The 16,685-nt window shown below is 73.5% G+C and carries 12 protein-coding genes; 10 read left to right on the top strand and 2 right to left on the bottom strand.

Annotated elements, in window-relative coordinates; all coding sequences use genetic code 11:
* Window positions 1-4: 4 nt before the first annotated feature.
* Both MICAU_RS19115 and MICAU_RS19110 read right to left on the bottom strand, forming a co-directional pair.
* Complete coding sequence (locus tag MICAU_RS19115; protein ID WP_013286991.1) at window positions 5-898, bottom strand: WXG100 family type VII secretion target; 894 nt, start codon at window positions 896-898, stop codon at window positions 5-7.
* The gene (locus MICAU_RS19110; RefSeq protein ID WP_013286990.1) at window positions 895-1,305 is read right to left on the bottom strand and encodes a YbaB/EbfC family nucleoid-associated protein; all 411 of its coding nucleotides are present in this window, start codon (window positions 1,303-1,305) and stop codon (window positions 895-897) included. The genes MICAU_RS19115 and MICAU_RS19110 overlap by 4 nt, the downstream gene beginning before the upstream one ends.
* Before the next feature lie 252 nt (window positions 1,306-1,557).
* Between MICAU_RS19110 and MICAU_RS19105 the strand changes: the two genes are divergently transcribed.
* The 10 genes from MICAU_RS19105 to MICAU_RS19060 all read left to right on the top strand — a co-directional run bounded on the left by MICAU_RS19105 (window position 1,558) and on the right by MICAU_RS19060 (window position 16,685).
* Entirely contained in the window at window positions 1,558-1,878 is a 321-nt protein-coding gene (locus MICAU_RS19105) for a WXG100 family type VII secretion target (protein ID WP_013286989.1), read from the top strand.
* Window positions 1,879-1,915: 37 nt separating this feature from the next.
* Window positions 1,916-2,218, top strand: a complete 303-nt coding sequence (locus MICAU_RS19100; protein WP_013286988.1) for a WXG100 family type VII secretion target — start codon at window positions 1,916-1,918, stop codon at window positions 2,216-2,218.
* A 132-nt stretch (window positions 2,219-2,350) separates the two neighbouring features.
* Window positions 2,351-3,190 (top strand): hypothetical protein, encoded by an 840-nt coding sequence (locus tag MICAU_RS19095; RefSeq protein ID WP_013286987.1) that lies wholly within the window; start codon window positions 2,351-2,353, stop codon window positions 3,188-3,190.
* Window positions 3,191-3,232: 42 nt separating this feature from the next.
* Window positions 3,233-6,127 carry a hypothetical protein gene (locus tag MICAU_RS19090; protein ID WP_013286986.1) on the top strand — a complete coding sequence of 965 codons (2,895 nt, stop codon included), beginning with the start codon at window positions 3,233-3,235 and terminating at the stop codon, window positions 6,125-6,127.
* On the top strand, window positions 6,114-6,500 hold the full coding sequence (locus MICAU_RS19085) for a hypothetical protein (protein ID WP_013286985.1): 387 nt from the start codon (window positions 6,114-6,116) through the stop codon (window positions 6,498-6,500). The genes MICAU_RS19090 and MICAU_RS19085 overlap by 14 nt, the downstream gene beginning before the upstream one ends.
* A gap of 2 nt (window positions 6,501-6,502) precedes the next feature.
* Complete coding sequence (locus MICAU_RS19080; RefSeq protein ID WP_013286984.1) at window positions 6,503-6,901, top strand: hypothetical protein; 399 nt, start codon at window positions 6,503-6,505, stop codon at window positions 6,899-6,901.
* A complete protein-coding gene (gene eccCa / locus MICAU_RS19075; RefSeq protein WP_013286983.1) occupies window positions 6,898-10,857 on the top strand; it encodes a type VII secretion protein EccCa in 3,960 nt (1,319 codons plus the stop codon). The genes MICAU_RS19080 and eccCa overlap by 4 nt, the downstream gene beginning before the upstream one ends.
* A gap of 13 nt (window positions 10,858-10,870) precedes the next feature.
* Window positions 10,871-12,280, top strand: coding sequence for a type VII secretion integral membrane protein EccD (gene eccD, locus MICAU_RS19070; RefSeq protein WP_013286982.1), 1,410 nt, complete (start codon window positions 10,871-10,873; stop codon window positions 12,278-12,280).
* 6 nt (window positions 12,281-12,286) lie between these two features.
* Window positions 12,287-13,642 (top strand): type VII secretion protein EccB, encoded by a 1,356-nt coding sequence (gene eccB, locus MICAU_RS19065; RefSeq protein ID WP_013286981.1) that lies wholly within the window; start codon window positions 12,287-12,289, stop codon window positions 13,640-13,642.
* A gap of 7 nt (window positions 13,643-13,649) precedes the next feature.
* Window positions 13,650-16,685 (top strand): hypothetical protein, encoded by a 3,036-nt coding sequence (locus tag MICAU_RS19060; RefSeq protein WP_013286980.1) that lies wholly within the window; start codon window positions 13,650-13,652, stop codon window positions 16,683-16,685.

The following is a 16,685-nucleotide window of genomic DNA, read 5'->3' as shown; positions in this document are numbered from 1 at the left end:
TGGCTCAGGCGCCGGGGATGATCGGGGTGGGCGTGCCGTCGGGCGCGTAGCTCAGGTACAGCGGCTGGTAGCCGGGCACAGCCGGGTCCACGGCCGGGTTCTCCTTGACGACGAAGAACCGGCCCTGTCCGGGATCGATCGCCCTGCCGTCCGGCGTGGTGACGGGTGTGCCGGTCAGCGGAGTGATCGAGTCGTAGAGGTTCGCGTCCACCCGGGTGCTGCCGTCCTCGAACGGGTTGAGCGCGATCAGCCGGTACCCCTCGGGCAGCGGCCGGCCGCCGACGTGCGCGGTCGCGTACTCCGGCCGCACGAAGTAGGACGAGATGGCCGGAGTGGCGGCGGTGAGCGGGGTCAGCGCCTCGGCGGGCTCCAGCGGCAGCAGCGGCGTGCCCTGCTGCTGCGGGAGGAGCCTGGCCCGCTCGGCGACCGGCTCGCCGGCCGGCTCGCCGACCGCCAGGCGGCGGGACAGCAGATGGGGCCGGCGCGGCTCACCCTCCGCCGTGGGCTCCAGCATCGGGCCCGCCACCGCCCGCCTCGCGTACGGGGGTCCGTCCAGGCCGTCGAAGTCCTTGGCCATCTTCCGGCTGACGTCCAGGGCGGCCTCGTCCGCCTCCCGGTACGCCCGGCCGCTCTCCTTGAGGCCCTGGGCGGTGTAGTGCAGGGTGCCCTTGACGCCGCCGATGATCGCTTCGAGGTTGTCCAGGCCCTGGAGGAACTTGGTCGAGAACTGCTCGCCCATGTCGTCGTCGCCCCAGGCGTCGGCGTACCGGGCGCGCAGGGCGGTCAGCTGGGAGAGGTAGGACTCGTAGAGCTGCACGTGCGACTCGTACGCCTTGCCGAGCCCCTCCACGCCGTCCGGGTCGACCCACAGCCGCCCGCCGGGATTGTTGCTGATCATTCGGGCCCCCGGGTCAGGAGTTCCCGCACGCTCGTCACCATGCGGGGTTCCTTGGGCAGGAACGCGTCGGCCCCGGCCTGGCCCCGGACCAGTTTGTGGGCGTCGAGGCCGTCCGGCAGCATCGGCGCGAGCACGTCGGCCGCCTGGTTCATCACCTGTTCCTTGGCGTCGGCGTAGGTGTCCATGATGAGCCGCGTCAGATCGGCGGTGGTGAGCCGCTTGTGGGCGCCGGAGGGGAACTGGATGTCGGTCAGCACGCCGTTCTGGCCGACGGTGACGCTCACCTCGCGGCGCGGTGACGTCGCGGTGGCCGAGAGCGCGCTCATCCGGGCCTGCATCTCGGCGAGGCTGGTGCGCTGCCGTTCGTACTCCTGGAACAGGCCTTCGATGCGCTCGCTGTAGTTCACGACGGACCACTCCCTCGACGTCGCGGTCCAGTGAAGACGCCACGACCGTCGCGCCGGAACTCCGGCCGGGGATCAGTGCATGAAAGTGCAACCACTCTTCCCGGGCTGTCGGCCGGTGGCGGCGGTTGCGGGGGCGCTGCCGTGCAATGTTGGGTGACGTTCGGACATGGTGGCGCGACCGGGTTGCCGCGGGGCGCGGCCGCGGATCAACACTCTTCCCTGCCACCTTTCCCTGACATGAGGAGTCCGGCCGTGACGATGCCGACCGTCAGTACCACCGAAGAGGGTATGCAGCGGGCTGCCCAGGAGTTCTCCGACAAGGCCACCGCCTTCACCGGCCAGCTGCGGGCCGTGAACGGGCAGATGGCCATCCTGATCTCCTCCTGGACCGGCCAGGCGTCGCAGGGCTTCAACCAGGCGATGGACAACTGGGAGAACGCGTTCCAGCGGGTGATCAACGAGCTGCTGAACATGCTCGAGGTCATGGGCGTGACCACCAAGGGCTACCAGACGGCCGAGGACGAGGCGTCGAGCGTGGCCAACTCCTTCGGCGCCGCCCTGCCGGGCATCTGAGCCGTACCCCGACCCCCGATCTCCCGAGAGGACTGACGTGTCCAACTACACCTTCGACTTCGTGCAGGCAGACGCCGTGCTGACCGACATGAACCGCATCAACGGCCAGATCCAGTCGTCGCTGGAGGAGATGGAGCGCACTGTCGAGGCCAGCCTCGCCCAGTGGACCGGTGCCGCCCAGGAGCAGTACAAGGTCTCGAAGCTGGCCTGGAACCAGGCGGCCGACTCGATGGTCGGCTACCTGGAGCAGGCCCGCATGACGCTGCTGCAGATCTCGGACAACTACGGCACCACCGAGCAGCGTCACGCCATGATCTGGAACGACGTCCGCGGCGGCTGAACCGCCGGACGGCCGCCGCGGACGCGGCGTGGCGGCCGGCGTCGTCCGTCCCCGGCCCGGTGAGCTAGACGACCCGGGCCGCTGGGGTCTGTGCCAGCGTTCCGCCGTCGACACCCGAGTGGAGTGAGCTCCTTGGCCCGCATTGACTGGGGATACCCCAACGACAAAGCCATCAGCGCGATGAACGCCTACGGCATGGGCGACGCCGCCATCGGAAAGCCGGAGGGCACCACCCAGGCGGCGTACGACTCCTGGATGGCCTTCTACAACAAGCACCAGAACAACCGCACCGGGGTGAACTACGAGCGGTGGAAGGACGAGGTCCGCGCCGAGCATCCGGAGTGGATCGAGGCCCGCGAGTGGTACGACAAGAACATCCTCGACACCGACGGCTGGCGGAACCTCGTCAAGACGTACAAGGACAAGATCACCGACCCGTCGAACGTGACGCCGCCCGCGTTCACCGACAAGTCCGACTGGATCGACGAGGACAAGACCCCGACGAACTCGGGCTTCACCCCGCCGGGAATCAACCCGACGTTCAAGGGTGACACCGCCTCGACCAGCGGGGTCGCGGTGAACACCGCCGCGCTGGAGTGGTTCGCCAAGGAGATCCTGGGCAAGATCACCGGTGCCGGGAACATCCTGCTCACCACGGCTGACCAGGTGGGCGCGATCGACCCGCGTCCCGGTGCCTTCGCCCGGGCCGAGGTGCTGCGGCAGGCGGTCGTCGGGGCGACGGCCCAGGACGGCGGCGTCAAGGGCGACATGAAGGACATGCTCGTCAACATGAACACCGCCCTCCTCGCGGTGCAGACCGCCCTGCTGAAGATGGCCGCGGACTACCGGAACCTCGAAGAACTCAACGCGCTGACCACCGACAAGCTCGGCGAGATCATGGGTGACTCCTTCAAGGGCCTGGACAACCTGAGCACCTACGGCCAGAAGATCATCAAGACCGACGGCAACTGACGCGGGCGGACAGGTCCGGCAGCTCGCGAAGAGGGACGGGGCATGGGAAACGGTCTCGGCGACACCAAGCTCGACGGGTGGAACGACCCGGCGGAGCCGGAAGGAACCTTCCCCCCGAAGGTGATCCCCGTCGGCGACCTGTACGACTACCGGACCTGGGCGACCGAGACCCGGGGCTGGCGCAAGCTCATGGCCTCGGTCAACGGCGGCGCCGCGGTGTTCAGCGAGGAGGGCCTGAAGTACGCGGCCGGCCGCGTCAACGTGGGGTCGGTGGTCGAGGCCGCCCGGGCCTTCCAGGCGACGCAGGACCTGCTGATCTGGCTCGAACAGACCATCCGCACCGCCGTCGCCTCGATGGTCGGCGACGACAAGGCGTGGAAGGGTCCGGCGGCCAACGGGTTCCGGGACAAGATGAACTTCTACGCCGACCTGCTCGGCAAGCAGGCCGAGCACCTCGCCGGCGGCGCGGTTCCGGACTCCACCACGGCGGCCAACAGCATCAACTCCTCGACCAACGTCACGTCGCTGCCGTCGCAGCTCTACGACGCCGCCAACCACCTCTCCTGGGCCCAGCAGACGATCTCCTACCTGGACGGCGCCTGGGCGACGATCGCCTCCCAGAACGGCGTCGGCAGCGGCAGCGGTCCGGTGCCGATCAGCGGCACCGAGTACGAGAAGCCGATGGCCCAGCAGATGGCCGATGTCGTCCACACGGTCGCCGAGCAGTACAAGATGACCACCGACAAGGCGGGGACGTCCGGCATCACCATGCCGACGCCCAGCATCACCACGCCGACGATGCCGAACTTCACGACGCCGAACCTCACGACGCCGAACCTCACACCCCCGCCGACACTGACCCCGCCGGGGTTCACCCCGCCACCCGTCGGCGGCATCACCACGCCGGGGTTCACCACGCCGCCGAACATCACAGTGCCCACCATCACGCCCCCGAACCTGGCCGGCATCGGTGGTCCGGGCTCCGGCCAGGGGCCGGGCGGCGTCACCCCGCCGTCGTTCTCAGGCCCCGGCGAGATCGGCGGTCCCACCCCCGGCGGCGGCAGCGGGCTGCCCGGATTCGACGCGCCGGGCATCAACGGCCCGGGGGGCGTCGGCTTCCCGGGCGTCGGCGTACCGGGTGGGGGCGGCCTGCCTGGCGGGCTCGGTTCCGGTGTCGTACCGCCGGGCGTCAAGCCGCCCGGCTCGGCCAACCTCGGTGGCGGGGCGGGCGGCGCCGGCTCGGTCAAGCCGCCGTCGTTCTCCGGGCCGGGTGAGGTGGGCGGCCCGAAGCCCGGGGCGGGCACGGGCACGGTCATCGGCAAGCCAGGCGGCGGGTTCACCGCGCCGAGCATCCCGGGATTCGGCCCGCCCGGCGGCGCCGGCCCCGGCGCGGGCGGCAGCCCCGGACTGCCGGAGAAGCCGGACGCGAACGGGCTGCTCGGCAACAGCGACGACTTCGCCCCCGGCACCGTCGGCGGTGTGGACATCCCGGCCGCCCCCGGTGGCGCCGTGCCCGGTGGCGGTGGCTTCCAGTCGCCGATGATGCCGGGCATGCCCGGCGCGGGCGCGCCCGGTGCCGGTGCCGGTGGCGGCTCCGGTGTCCCCGAGGCGCCGGACGCCAAGGGCCTGGTGGAGGGCGACGAGGCGGACTGGCGGTCACCCGGGTTCGACGGTGTGCAGGTTCCCGGCGCACCGGCCGGCGCCTCGTCCGGCGGTGCCGGGCTGGGTGCCCCGATGCCGGCCGTGCCCGGCATGCCGGGGCCCGCGGGCGGAGCCAACAACCCCGCTGGGGCCGAGTCGCCCGACGCCCGGGGACTCGTCAGCGGCGACCCCGAGACCTGGGGACCGGTGGGCGTGGACGCGGGCGTGCCGGACGGGTCGGCCGGTGCGCCGGCCGGTGGCGACGGGCTCGGCGTCGACGGTCCGCAGATCCCCGCCGGCCCGCCCGTGGCCCCGGGCGTCGGCGTCGACTCTCCGGTCGCGGCGGCGCCGCCCGGAGCCGCCATGCCGATGATGCCCGGCGCGCCGGGCGCGCCGGGCGCCGGTGCGGGCACGCCCGGCGGGGGCGTGCCGGACGCACCCGACGCCTCCGGGCTGATCGAGGCGGACATCGACGACTGGCGCCCGTCGACCCCCGACGCCGCAGGACCGCAGGCGCCCGCGGGCGCAGGTGCGGGCGGCACCGGGCTGGTGGAGCCGCCTCCCTCCGCGCCGCTGATCGCCGGTGCGACGCCGATCGCGGGTGTGGTGCCGCCGGTGGCCGGCCCGCCGGGCGGCAACGCACCCGCCGGGACCACGCCCCGGACCGCGCCCGACGTGTCCGGCCCGCAGCCGGGGCCGGGGGGGCGGCACGGCGGACCTCGACGGTTCCGTGCCGGTCACCGGTGTGCCGGGCGCGCAAGCGGGCCCGGACGGTCCGCCGGCCGGTCCGGATCCGGGTGTGCCGGAGGCCGCCGTCGAGGAACCGGCCGCGCCGGACGTTCCGGCAGCGCCCGTGTCCGGCACCGGCGGTACGTCGCCGGGTGCACCCGTACCCGAGGTGATCGCACCGCCGACGGCGGTGGAGGTGCCGACTGTGGTCGACCTGTCCCCGGCGGCGGAACCGCAGCCGCAGGCCGAGCCGCCCGCGGCCGTCGCGCCGCCTCCGGCCGTCGCGCCGCCTCCGGCCGTCGCGCCGCCTCCGGCCGTCGCGCCGCCGGCGGTCGGCGGTGTCGTGGCGGCTCCGGTGATCGTCGGCCACCCGGGCCAGCCAGGGCAGCCGAGCCTGCCCGCCCAGCCCGGCCCGGTGCCGAACCCACCCGCCCAGACGGCCACGCCGAACCCGCCCGGGCAGCCGAACCCGCCCGCGCAGTCGAACCCGTCGGTCTCGCCGGGAGGCGGCAGTCCGGAGGGGACGCACCGGAAGGCCGGCGTCGCCGCTGCCGTGGCCGACGGTGAGGTTGCCGTCGCCGTCCCCGGCGCGCTCGGCCTGGCCGGCGCCGCCGCCGTGGCCGGACTCGCCGGTTCCGGCCCGCAGCCCTCCGGTCGCGCGACGCCCGGCGCGGACCCCGACGAGCCGGCCCGCGCCGGTACGGTCCGGGGTCGCTCCGATCGCGACGACGACCGCGAGCCCGGCGTCGACCGGGAGCCCGCCGCCGGCCTGCGCGAGGACGACGCCGTCTGGGGCGGTGACCGCGCCCGGCCGGCCGCCGACGACCACGTTCCGCTGGTCCGGCCGGACGACGACCCGGACGACACGACCGACTGGGACGACCTCAGCGACGCGGACTGGCTGACCGGTACGTCAGCGGACGACGGCAGGGAAGGGTGACCATGTCGGAGACACCGCAGCCCCCGCGCGCCGTGTGGCGGCGGGTCACGCCCGCGAAGGCGCCCCGGCCGGCCGGCGGCACGTTCGACTTCTTCAGCGCCGACCTGGAGAAGATGCGCCGGTGCGGCGAGCCCGGCGTCAGCGACGCCGAGTTCACGACGTCGCTGGCCGAGGAGGAGAAGGCGGCGGCCGCCCGCGCCGAGGCGTTCTGGGCCGAGCAGGAGCGACGCCGCAGGGACGAGGAGGAGCGGGCGGAGAAGGAGAAGAAGCGCCAGGCCGAGGAGGACGACGACGTCAAGGTGGCCGAGCGCTACCGCAACGACCGCTACGCGGTGAAGCTGCTGCGCCAGGAGCGCACCGTCTGGGGCGGCGACGGCGCCGACGCGGGGACGATCGGATGAGTACGGTCACCGTCAAGCGCCCGCCCCGCGCGCCCGGCCCGGAGGCGCCGGAAGGCTCGATCGAGCTCCAGGAGCCGCCGCTGATGGCGGAGGAGGCCCCGCTCGACTTCCGCTCGTTCGCGATGGTCGTGCCGATGGGCCTCGGCATGGGCGCGATGCTTGCCATGTTCGGCCTCTACAACCGCACCCCCGTGATGTACGTGATGGGCGGCGCGATGGCCGGCGGCATGCTGCTCATGGGCGTCATGCAGATCGGCCGGGCGGCCGCCGAGCGCAAGCGCAAGATGCGCGGCGAGCGGCGCGACTTCCTCCGCTACATCGGGCAGTTGCGCAAGCAGGCCCGCGAGGCGGCCGACCAGCAGCGCCGCCACGTGCTGTGGAACAACCCGCAGCCGGGCTGGCTGTGGTCGATCGCGATGGGCAGCCGGCTGTGGGAGCGCCGGCCCAGCCACGACGACTTCGGCCGGGTCCGGATCGGTCTCGGCCGGCAGACCGCGATGCTGAAGTTCAACCCGCCGTCCACCAAGCCGATCGAGGACCTCGAACCGCTGTCGTCGATCTCGCTGCGGCGGTTCTCCGAGGCGTACCGGACGGTGTCCGGCATCCCCACCTCCGTCGGCCTGCCGAGCTTCACCAGCGTCGAGTTCGAGGGCGCGATCGACCCGGCGATCGACCTGGCCCGCGCCATGGTGGCGCAGCTCGCCACGTTCCACGCCCCGGACGAGCTGCGGATCGCGGTGCTCGCCGCCGAGGTGCACCGGGGCCCGTGGGAGTGGGTCAAGTGGCTGCCGCACAACGCGCACCCCACCGCGTACGACGCGGCGGGTCCGGTCCGGATGTTCGCCGGCAGCCACGACGCGCTGATGGACATGCTCGGCCCGGAGATCACCGACCGGGGCGACCACGACCGGGCCGTCAGGCCGACCACCAGCGAGCCGTTCCTGGTCATCGTCGCGCATCTGGTGGACCTGCCGGACAGCTCCCGCCTGCTCGGCGCGGGCATCCGCAACGTGGTCCTGCTCGACCTGACCGGCGCGATGCCCGGCGGCCCCAAGGTGCTGCGGCTGACAGTCACCGACGACGTCGTGGAGTTCCCGGCCGGCGCCACGACCGGCTCGGCCAAGCGGGACGGCCTGGACCAGACCCAGTGCGAGGCGCTCGCCCGCATCATCGCGCCGAAGCGGACCAGCGGCACGCTGGAGGTCTCCGACGAGCCGCTGGACACCAGCTTCGAACTGACCACGCTGCTCGGCATCCGCGACGCCATGACCTTCGACGTGCAGGCCCTGTGGCGTACCCGCACACCGCAGCGCAACCGCCTCATGGTGCCGATCGGCGTCACCGAGGAGGGCGAGGTCATCGAGCTGGACCTGAAGGAGTCCGCGCAGGGCGGCATGGGGCCGCACGGCCTGCTCATCGGCGCCACCGGCTCGGGCAAGTCGGAGCTGCTGCGTACCCTCGTCTGCGGCCTGGCCGCGACGCACAGCTCGGAGATCCTGAACCTGGTGCTGGTCGACTTCAAGGGCGGCGCCACCTTCCTCGGCATGGACAAGCTGCCGCACACCTCGGCGGTGATCACCAACCTGGCCGACGAGCTGCCGCTGGTCGACCGGATGCAGGACGCGCTGAACGGCGAGATGACCCGGCGGCAGGAGATGCTGCGCGCGAGCGGTTACGCCTCGCTGTTCGACTACGAGAAGGCGCGCGGCAACGGCGCCCAGCTCGTGCCCTTCCCGGTGCTGCTGATCATCGTGGACGAGTTCAGCGAGCTGCTGTCCAGCAAGAGCGAGTTCATGGACCTGTTCGTGTCCATCGGCCGGCTCGGCCGGTCGCTCGGCGTGCACCTGCTGCTCGCCTCCCAGCGCCTGGACGAGGGGCGGATCAACCGGGTCGAGGGACACCTGTCGTACCGGCTGGCACTGCGCACGTTCTCCTCGATGGAGTCGCGGTCGGTGATCGGCGTGGGCGCGGCGTACGAGCTGCCGCCCGAGCCCGGCAACGGCTACCTGAAGGTGGACACCACGAACCTGGTGCGCTTCAAGGCGGCGTACGTCTCCGGCGCGTACACCGGAAGTGGACGCCGCGGCGGCGTCGCGGACGCCGGGGACGAGCCCACCGCGGACGTGGTGCCGTTCACCACCCGGCAGGTCGCGGTGCGCCACGACCCCGGGCCGGAGCGCCCGGCCGAGCAGGTCGAGGAGCCCGCCGCCGACGCGAACGGGCCGAGCCTGGTCGAGGTGCTGCTGGACCGGCTCGCCGGCTCGGGCCCACCGGCCCGCCAGGTCTGGCTGCCGCCGCTGTCCAGCGCGCCCAGCCTGGACTCGCTCATGCCGAGTGTGCTGCCCGACCCGGTACGCGGCATGACCATCGACGACCCGGCCGTCCAGGGCGGCCTGCGGGTGCCGGTGGGCGTGGTGGACCGGCCCGCCGAGCAGCTGCGCGAGCTGCTGGTGGTCGACCTGAACGGCGCGGACGGCCACGTCGGCATCGCGGGTGCCCCGCAGAGCGGCAAGTCGACGCTGCTGCGCAGCCTGATCCTGGCGCTGTCGCTGGCGAACACGCCGCGCGAGGTGCAGTTCTACGGCCTCGACTTCGGCGGCGGTGGTCTCGCCTCGATCGCCGGCCTGCCGCACGTCGGCTCGATCGCGACCCGGATGGAACGCGACCGCGTCGTCCGGACGGTCGAGGAGGTCCTCCAGGTCATGGAGAGGCGCGAGGCCGAGTTCGCGCGGCACGGCCTCGACTCCATGACCAGCTACCTGGCCAGGGTCGCCGACGGGGTGATCGAGGACGGCTTCGGGCACGTCTTCCTGGTCATCGACGGCTGGTACACGATGAAGCAGGACTTCCAGGAACTGGAGCAGAAGTTCCAGGAACTCGCCTCGCGGGGCCTGTCCTTCGGCGTGCACGTGATCGTCACCGCGACCCGCTGGTCGGAGCTGCGTACCTGGATGCGGGACCTGCTCGGCACGAAGCTGGAGCTGCGGCTCGGCGACGCGATGGAGTCCGAGCACGGCTCCCGCAAGGCGGCCACCGTGCCCAACCAGGTCGGCCGCGGCCTCACCGCGGGGGCGCTGCACTTCCTGGCCGCGCTGCCCCGGATGGACGGCAGCTCCGAGGTGGGCGACCTGGCCGAGGCCACCAAGTCGGTGGTCGAGGAGGTCGGCACGTTCTGGCCCGGCCCGGCCGCCCCGCCGGTACGGATGCTTCCGGCGCACCTGATGGTCGAGACGCTGCCGCCGCCCGAGTCCGACTTCAAGTTCGTCATCGGCCAGGACGAGCAGCGTCTCGCCCCGGTCTGGCACGACTTCATGACCACCCCGCACATGCTGGTCCTCGGTGACAGCGAGACCGGCAAGACCAACCTGCTGCGGCTCGTGCTGCGGTCCATCCAGCAGCACTACCCGCCGGAGCGGGCGAAGGTCGTGCTCGGCGACTCGCGCCGAGACCTGGACACCGCGATCGGCGCCGCGTACCAGGTGGGCTTCGCGTTCACCGGCGACAAGATGCACGAGCTGGCCGGCCAGGCGTCGGTCTCGATGAACCGGCGGATGCCCGGGGCGGACGTCTCGTCCGAGCGGATGCGCAAGCGCGACTGGTGGGAGGGGCCGGAGCTGTTCGTCATCGTCGACGACTACGACCTGATGACCAAGAGCACCGGGATGGGCTCGACGCTCGACCCGCTCCTGCCGCTGCTGGCCCAGGGCGCCTACATCGGCCTGCACGTGATCGTCGCGCGGAGCACCTCCGGCGCGATGCGGGCCATGATGGACCCGGTGATCCGGCGGATGTGGGAGCTGGGCACGCCCGCGACGCTCTTCTCCTACCCCAAGGAGGAGGGCAAGTTCCTCGGCGAGGCGAAGCCCCGTCAACTGCCGCCCGGGCGCGCCCAGCTCGTCACCCGGCGCGGCGTACGCCTGATGCAGACCGGTTTCGTGTCGGACACGGCCCGATGAGAGAGGCTCGCTGGTGACCGCAGCGCTGAACGACCAACTGTGCCGGATCACGGTGATCGGGCCGGCCCGCCGGGCCGATCTGGCCGTGCCGGCCCGGATGCCGGTGGCGAACCTGATGCCGCTGCTGGTGCGGCACACCACCGACGTGGCCCGGGTGCCCGACGGCGAGGTGCCCGACGAGTCGTGGGTGCTGCAACGCCTCGGCCAGCCGCCGTTCGAGCTGTCCGGCACGCCGGAGAGCCTGGACTGGCTGGAGGGCGAGGAACTGCACCTGCGCCCGGCACAGGACCCGCTGCCCGAACTCGACTTCGACGACCTGGCCGAGGGCGTCGCCACTGTGGTCAACCGGCGGGCCGACAGGTGGCAGCCGGAGTACCGCCGGGTGCTGTTCCTCGTCCTCTCCCTGGTGGCGATGGGCCTGATCGCCGCCGTACTCGTGGACCGGGGCCCGGTGCTGCCCCAGGTGATCGCCGGCGCGGTGCTCGCGGCCGGCCTGTTCACCGCGGCGATCGTCAGCGCCCGCCAGCAGACCGACGGCGCGTTCCCGCTGCTGTTCGGCGGCGGCGCGGCGTTCTTCGCGGCCGTCGCCGCGTCCAGCGCCGTCGACGGCGACCCGGACGGCGTGGCCTGGACCGCCGCCGCCGGGCTGGCCGCCGCCGTCGCGGTCGTCGCGGTGACCGCGTTCCTGCTGATCGCGCAGCGTACGGTCACGCCGGTCATGCCGTTCGCCCCGCTGCTGATCGTCGCGCTGACCGCCGCGATGGTGGTGCTCGTGCTGCTGGCCGGTGACGGCTTCGCGCTCACCGCGCCGCAGGTCTCCGCGGTGGCCGTGTCGGTGATCCTGGTGCTGATCGTGATCGCGCCCCGGGCGGCGGTGAAGCTGGCCCGGCTGCGCGGACCGCAGCTGCCCAAGACCGGCGCCGACATGTCGTACGACATCGAGCCGGAGGACTCCGACCTGGTCAAGTCGCGCGCGGACGAGGCGGACACCTACCTGACCGCCTGCATGACCGCGTCCGCCCTGGTCCTGCCGGTGCTGATGCACCACACCATGCGGGTGCCGGGCTGGTCCGGGTGGACGCTCGTGCTCGTGACATCGAGTGCAATCCTGTTGCGCTCGCGTACCTTCTTCGGGTTCTGGCAGCGGGTCGCCCTGGTGGCGGCCGGTACCGTCGGCTACCTCATGGTGGCCCTGATGTTCTCCGACAAGCTCGCCCCGACCGGCCGGTACGTCCTGCTCGGCGGGCTCGTCGCCCTTCTGGTGCCGCTGGTGACGGCCGCGCTGCGGCCGTGGCCGCGGCGCATGCTGCCGTTCTGGGAGTACACCGCCGGCGGGCTGGACGTCGCGACCGGCCTGGTCGTGCTGCCGGTGCTCGCCCAGGTGCTGGGGCTCTACGCCTGGGCCCGCGGACTCTTCGGGTAGCCGGCGGTGCAGACCCAGCGCGACCACGTCCACGCCCACCAGTTCATGATGGGCCGGTTGAGTTCCGCCCTGGTGCAGGGCGACCCGTCCACGGCGGAGATTCCCGGGCAGCGCGCCGTCACCGGCCTGGCCTTCGGCGTGCTCATCAGCGTCCTGGTCGTGGCCGGGTTCGCCGTCTACGGCTGGATCGTCCCGGGCGGCAGCAAGGCGTACACCAAGAGCGGTGTGATCCTGGTGGAGAAGGAGAGCGGCAACCGGTACGTCTACCTCGACGGCGTGCTGCGCCCGACGCCGAACCTGACCTCGGCCATGCTGATCCAGGGCAGCGGCGCAACCGTGAAGCTGATCTCCAAGGAGTCGATCAAGGACGTTCCGCGCGGACCGTCGATCGGCATCGACGGCGCCCCGCAGTCGGTCGCCACCGGGTCGATGGTCGCCGGCCCGTGGCTGGCCTGCCTGCCGGGCTCCGTCGCCGACGAACCCGGCGACCGCCTCGGCCTCAACCTCGACCCGCGCGCCGAGGCCGTCCCGCTGCCGGCCGACCGCTTCGCCGTCGTCCGCGCCGCCGACGGACCCACCTACCTGGTGACCGCCGGCCGCAGGCACCGGGTGGCCGACCCGGCGGTGCTCGCCGCGCTCGGCGCCACCACCACCCGCAAGGTGCCCGCCCCGCAGGACTGGCTCGACTTCCTGCCCGACGGACCGGACCTGGCGCCGGCCGAGATCCCCGGCGAGGGCCGCTCCGGGCGGGTCGGCGACCGCTCGTACCCGATCGGCACGTTGTTCCGGCAGCGGCCCGACACCGGCGCGGAGCAACTGCTGGTGCTGCGCCGCGACGGCCTCGCGCCGCTGAGCCGGACCGAGTTCCTGCTCGCCACCGTCACCTCCGGGGAGGAGCCGGTGGAGCTGAGCGCCGCCGACCTCGCCGCGGCCCGGATGTCGGCCGACCGGTCGCTGCTCACCCGGCTGCCCGACCTGACCGGCCTCACCCCGCAGGAACCCGGCCCGTACGCGCTGTGCCTGCGCCAGAGCGCGGTGGACGGGACGCGGTTCGACAGCACCGCGGTCCTCGTCCCGCTGGCCCGCTCCGGCGTCCGCCCCGACGGCCGCACGACGGTGCTCCTGGCGCCCGGCAGCGGCATGGCGGTGCTCCCGGCGCCGGTCGGCCCCGGTGCGGCGCAACCCCTGCCCACGTACATCGCGGACGACGGAAAGGCGTACCCGATCGGCGACCAGGACGCGGTACGGGCGCTGAAGCTCGACCGGGTCGTGAACGTTCCCTTCCCGAGGGAGCTGCTCGCGCTGGTGCCCCAGGGCCCGGCGCTGGGCATGAGGGCCCTCGCGGCCGCAGAAGTGGGGTAGGTCGATCATGGCAACCCGGATCCGGGACCTGTTCGGCGGCGGCAAGGACCGTCCCGAGGGCGTCGTCCAGCACACCGTCGGCAACGCCCTCGTGGTGCACGCCGAGGACGCCATCAGTCCCGAGGCCCAGTCGCTGGCGCTGTCCGTGATCGAGGACGCGGAGAACGACGTCGTCGTGCTCGACCTCGGCGACGGCATGCCGATCAGCGCGTGGGAGGCGATGGCCGGGGTGCTGCCGCGCCGCCGCCGCGGCATCCGGCTCATCGCCTGCGGCCGGCACGGCAACTCCGCGGCGATGGCCGGTCAGTGGCTCTCCGAACGCCTCAACCGCACCGTCATCGCCCCGGACGGCGACCTGGTACGCGGCTCCGCCGGAACGCTGTTCGTCCACTCCGCACCGGGCAGCGGCTGGGTGCGGTTCCGGCCCGGCCGTCCGCCCGCCTGGGACGCCAAGCGCTACCCGACGCCGCGATGGGACCGGGCCGCGATCGACACCCGGCCGTCCAGCGCCACCGCCGAGATCGAGCCGATCCCGGCCGGGGTCTGGATCCACAGCAACCGCGACCCGCAGGTGGTCGACCCGCAACGGCAGCGGCTCACCGCGTACGTGCCCTGCCAGGCGGAGACGATGACCGTGTTGCTGGGCTGCCCCGGCACGCTGCCGCTGTCGCTCGACGACGTGGTGCGCTTCTGGCGCGGACTCGACGAGGAGAACCGCCAGCGGGTGCGCTTCGTGCAGTTCGGCGAGGTCCGGATCCCCGAGGGCGAGGCGTTCGGCCAGGCGCTCGCCGACCTGCTGAACACCGACGTCACCTGCTACACCGGCGTGCCGATCGGCAGCCCGCACCGGTACGAGATCCGTACCGTGCTGCCGGACGGGGCGTTCGGCTGGGCGCCGTACGCGCTCGAACTGTCCTACACGCCCCGGGCGCACCCCAACTCGCGGGCCCGCCGCCCCACTGTGCTCAGCCACCGTCCGCCGCTGGCCGGCGCCGAGGAGGTCGCGCCCCGGGTCTACTGGTTCGCCCCCGGCGCGGTGGTCGAGGTGGTGCAGACCGGCCTCTGGGTACGCTCCACCGCCGAGCCGAAGAACGCCGAGCAGGTCCGGTCCGCGATGCTCGACGCGGGCAGCGGCACGCTCGTCTTCGACGACACCGTCCACTCCACCGCCCACCGGATGCGGGAGCTGGCGCTCGACCTGGCCGCACGCGTCGACGGCATGGCCGGTACGAGCCGCGCGCTGATGCCCGCGTCGGTGCTGGTGCCCGGCGCGAAACCGGCCAGCCGGGCCGAGGTGGTCATCGACCTGGAGACCGAGATGCGGGCGGTGGGCGCGACCGTGCCGGTGCCCGCGTACGTGGAGGTCGCCCCGCCCGCGCCTGTCGCACCGCCCGCGGCGGACAGTGTGGTGGTCGCCGTTCCCGCGCCGGTCCCGCCCCTCCCCGCCGGCCGGGAACAGCCGGCCGCACCGCCCGCGGTGCCGCTTCCGGTCGCGCCCGCACTGCCGCCGCCCCCGGTCGCGCCGCTCGCGTCCGAGTTGCCGGCTCCGCCCGTGGTGCCGCTCGTGTCCGCGCTCCCGGCTCCGCCCGCGGTGCCGCTCCCGGCAGCGCCTCCGGTCGTCTCCGAGCCGCCTGCGCCGTCGGTCGTGGCGGAGCTGCCGGAACCGCCCGCCGTGCCGCTCGTTTCCGAGCTGCCCGCACCGCCTGCGCCGCCGGTCGTGTCCGAGCTGCCGCCTCCACCTGCTGTGCCACTGCCGACGGCACCGCCGGTGGTGCCCGTGGTGGTGTCTGCACCCACGCCGCCGATCGCCGCCGGTGAGCCGGTCACGCCCGCCGCACCTGCCGGGCCTGGCGCCGCCGACGGACCGGTGGTCGCCGCCGACTCCGGGAGCGGGCCCTCGGCGGCACCCGTCGAGGACGCCGGACACGACACGTACCCCGCGCCGCCCACCATGCCGGCGGGCTTCGGCGAGCCGGCGCCGCCGACCATGCCCGCCGGTTTCGGCCAGGCGCTCGCGACGCCGCCGGTGGCGGCCGGGCCGGCGGCGCCGGTCGCGGCCCTGCCGTCGCTGCCTGCCGTCGCGGTCGACCTGCCGCCCGCCCCGCCCGCCGGAGCCGGTCCGTCGCACGTGGCCGCGCCCGCGCGGACCGCCGAGCCCGACGGACAGAGCGAGCCGTCGAACGCCGCCACGCCGTCGGAGAACGCCGAACCGTCGGAGGTGGCCGCCGAGGCGCGGGTGCAGCCGGTGCCGTCGGCCGGCGCGGGCGCGCTGCTGTCGGAGAAGAAGGGGCTCGCCGACGAGCGCGCATGGCTGCGCCGCACGCTCAGCCGCGAGTTCGACGTGATGGCCAGCTCGGTGTCCCGGATCATGTCCGAGCACCCGGGCATGCAGGGCTCGGGCGTGTCCACCGAGGACGTGCTCGCCGACTCGGTAGCGCTGCGGCTCTATCTGACCGGTCGCGGACCGGGTGTCGACGCGGGTCTGCGCTCCGGCCGCAAGGGGCCGCACGTGCCGTTCGCGCGTTGCGTGGTGGCCGGCGTCTCCCGGATGCCGTCGTTCCGGGGCACCACCGTCTACCGGCTGTCGCCGACCGCCAGGGAGTGGGCGCTCTACCAGGACCGGCGGCTGGTGACCGACTGGAGCTTCGTCAACGCGCTGACCCAGCCGTGCGCGTCCGAGGACGGCGACACCGACGTGCTGATCTGGTCGATGACCGCCCGCCGGACCAGCCTGCTGGAGCCGGAGGGGGACGAGCACGTCGAGGACCGGGTGCTGTTCCTGCCCGGTACGAACTTCAAGGTGCTGGACCTGCGCCGGCCCGCCGAGGGTGAGCGCGGCGCGGTCCTGCTGCGGGAGATCGGCGCCAACGAGATCGACGACACCGGCCGGGTCGACTCCAACCGGGTGTCGCTCGACGAGCTGGCGATCACGTCGCTGCGGCGCAGCGTGGACCGCTGGGCCACGGCCGAGCCCCGGGTACGCATCGGCGCGGCGGCCCGCGGGCGCCTGCGGGTGCTGCCCGGGCTGGACCGGAAGGGATGA

It is taken from the genome of Micromonospora aurantiaca ATCC 27029 (assembly GCF_000145235.1).
Lineage (GTDB): Bacteria > Actinomycetota > Actinomycetes > Mycobacteriales > Micromonosporaceae > Micromonospora > Micromonospora aurantiaca.
The sequence above is the reverse complement of the archived record's forward strand: the minus strand, read 5'-3'. Positions and strand labels throughout refer to the sequence as shown.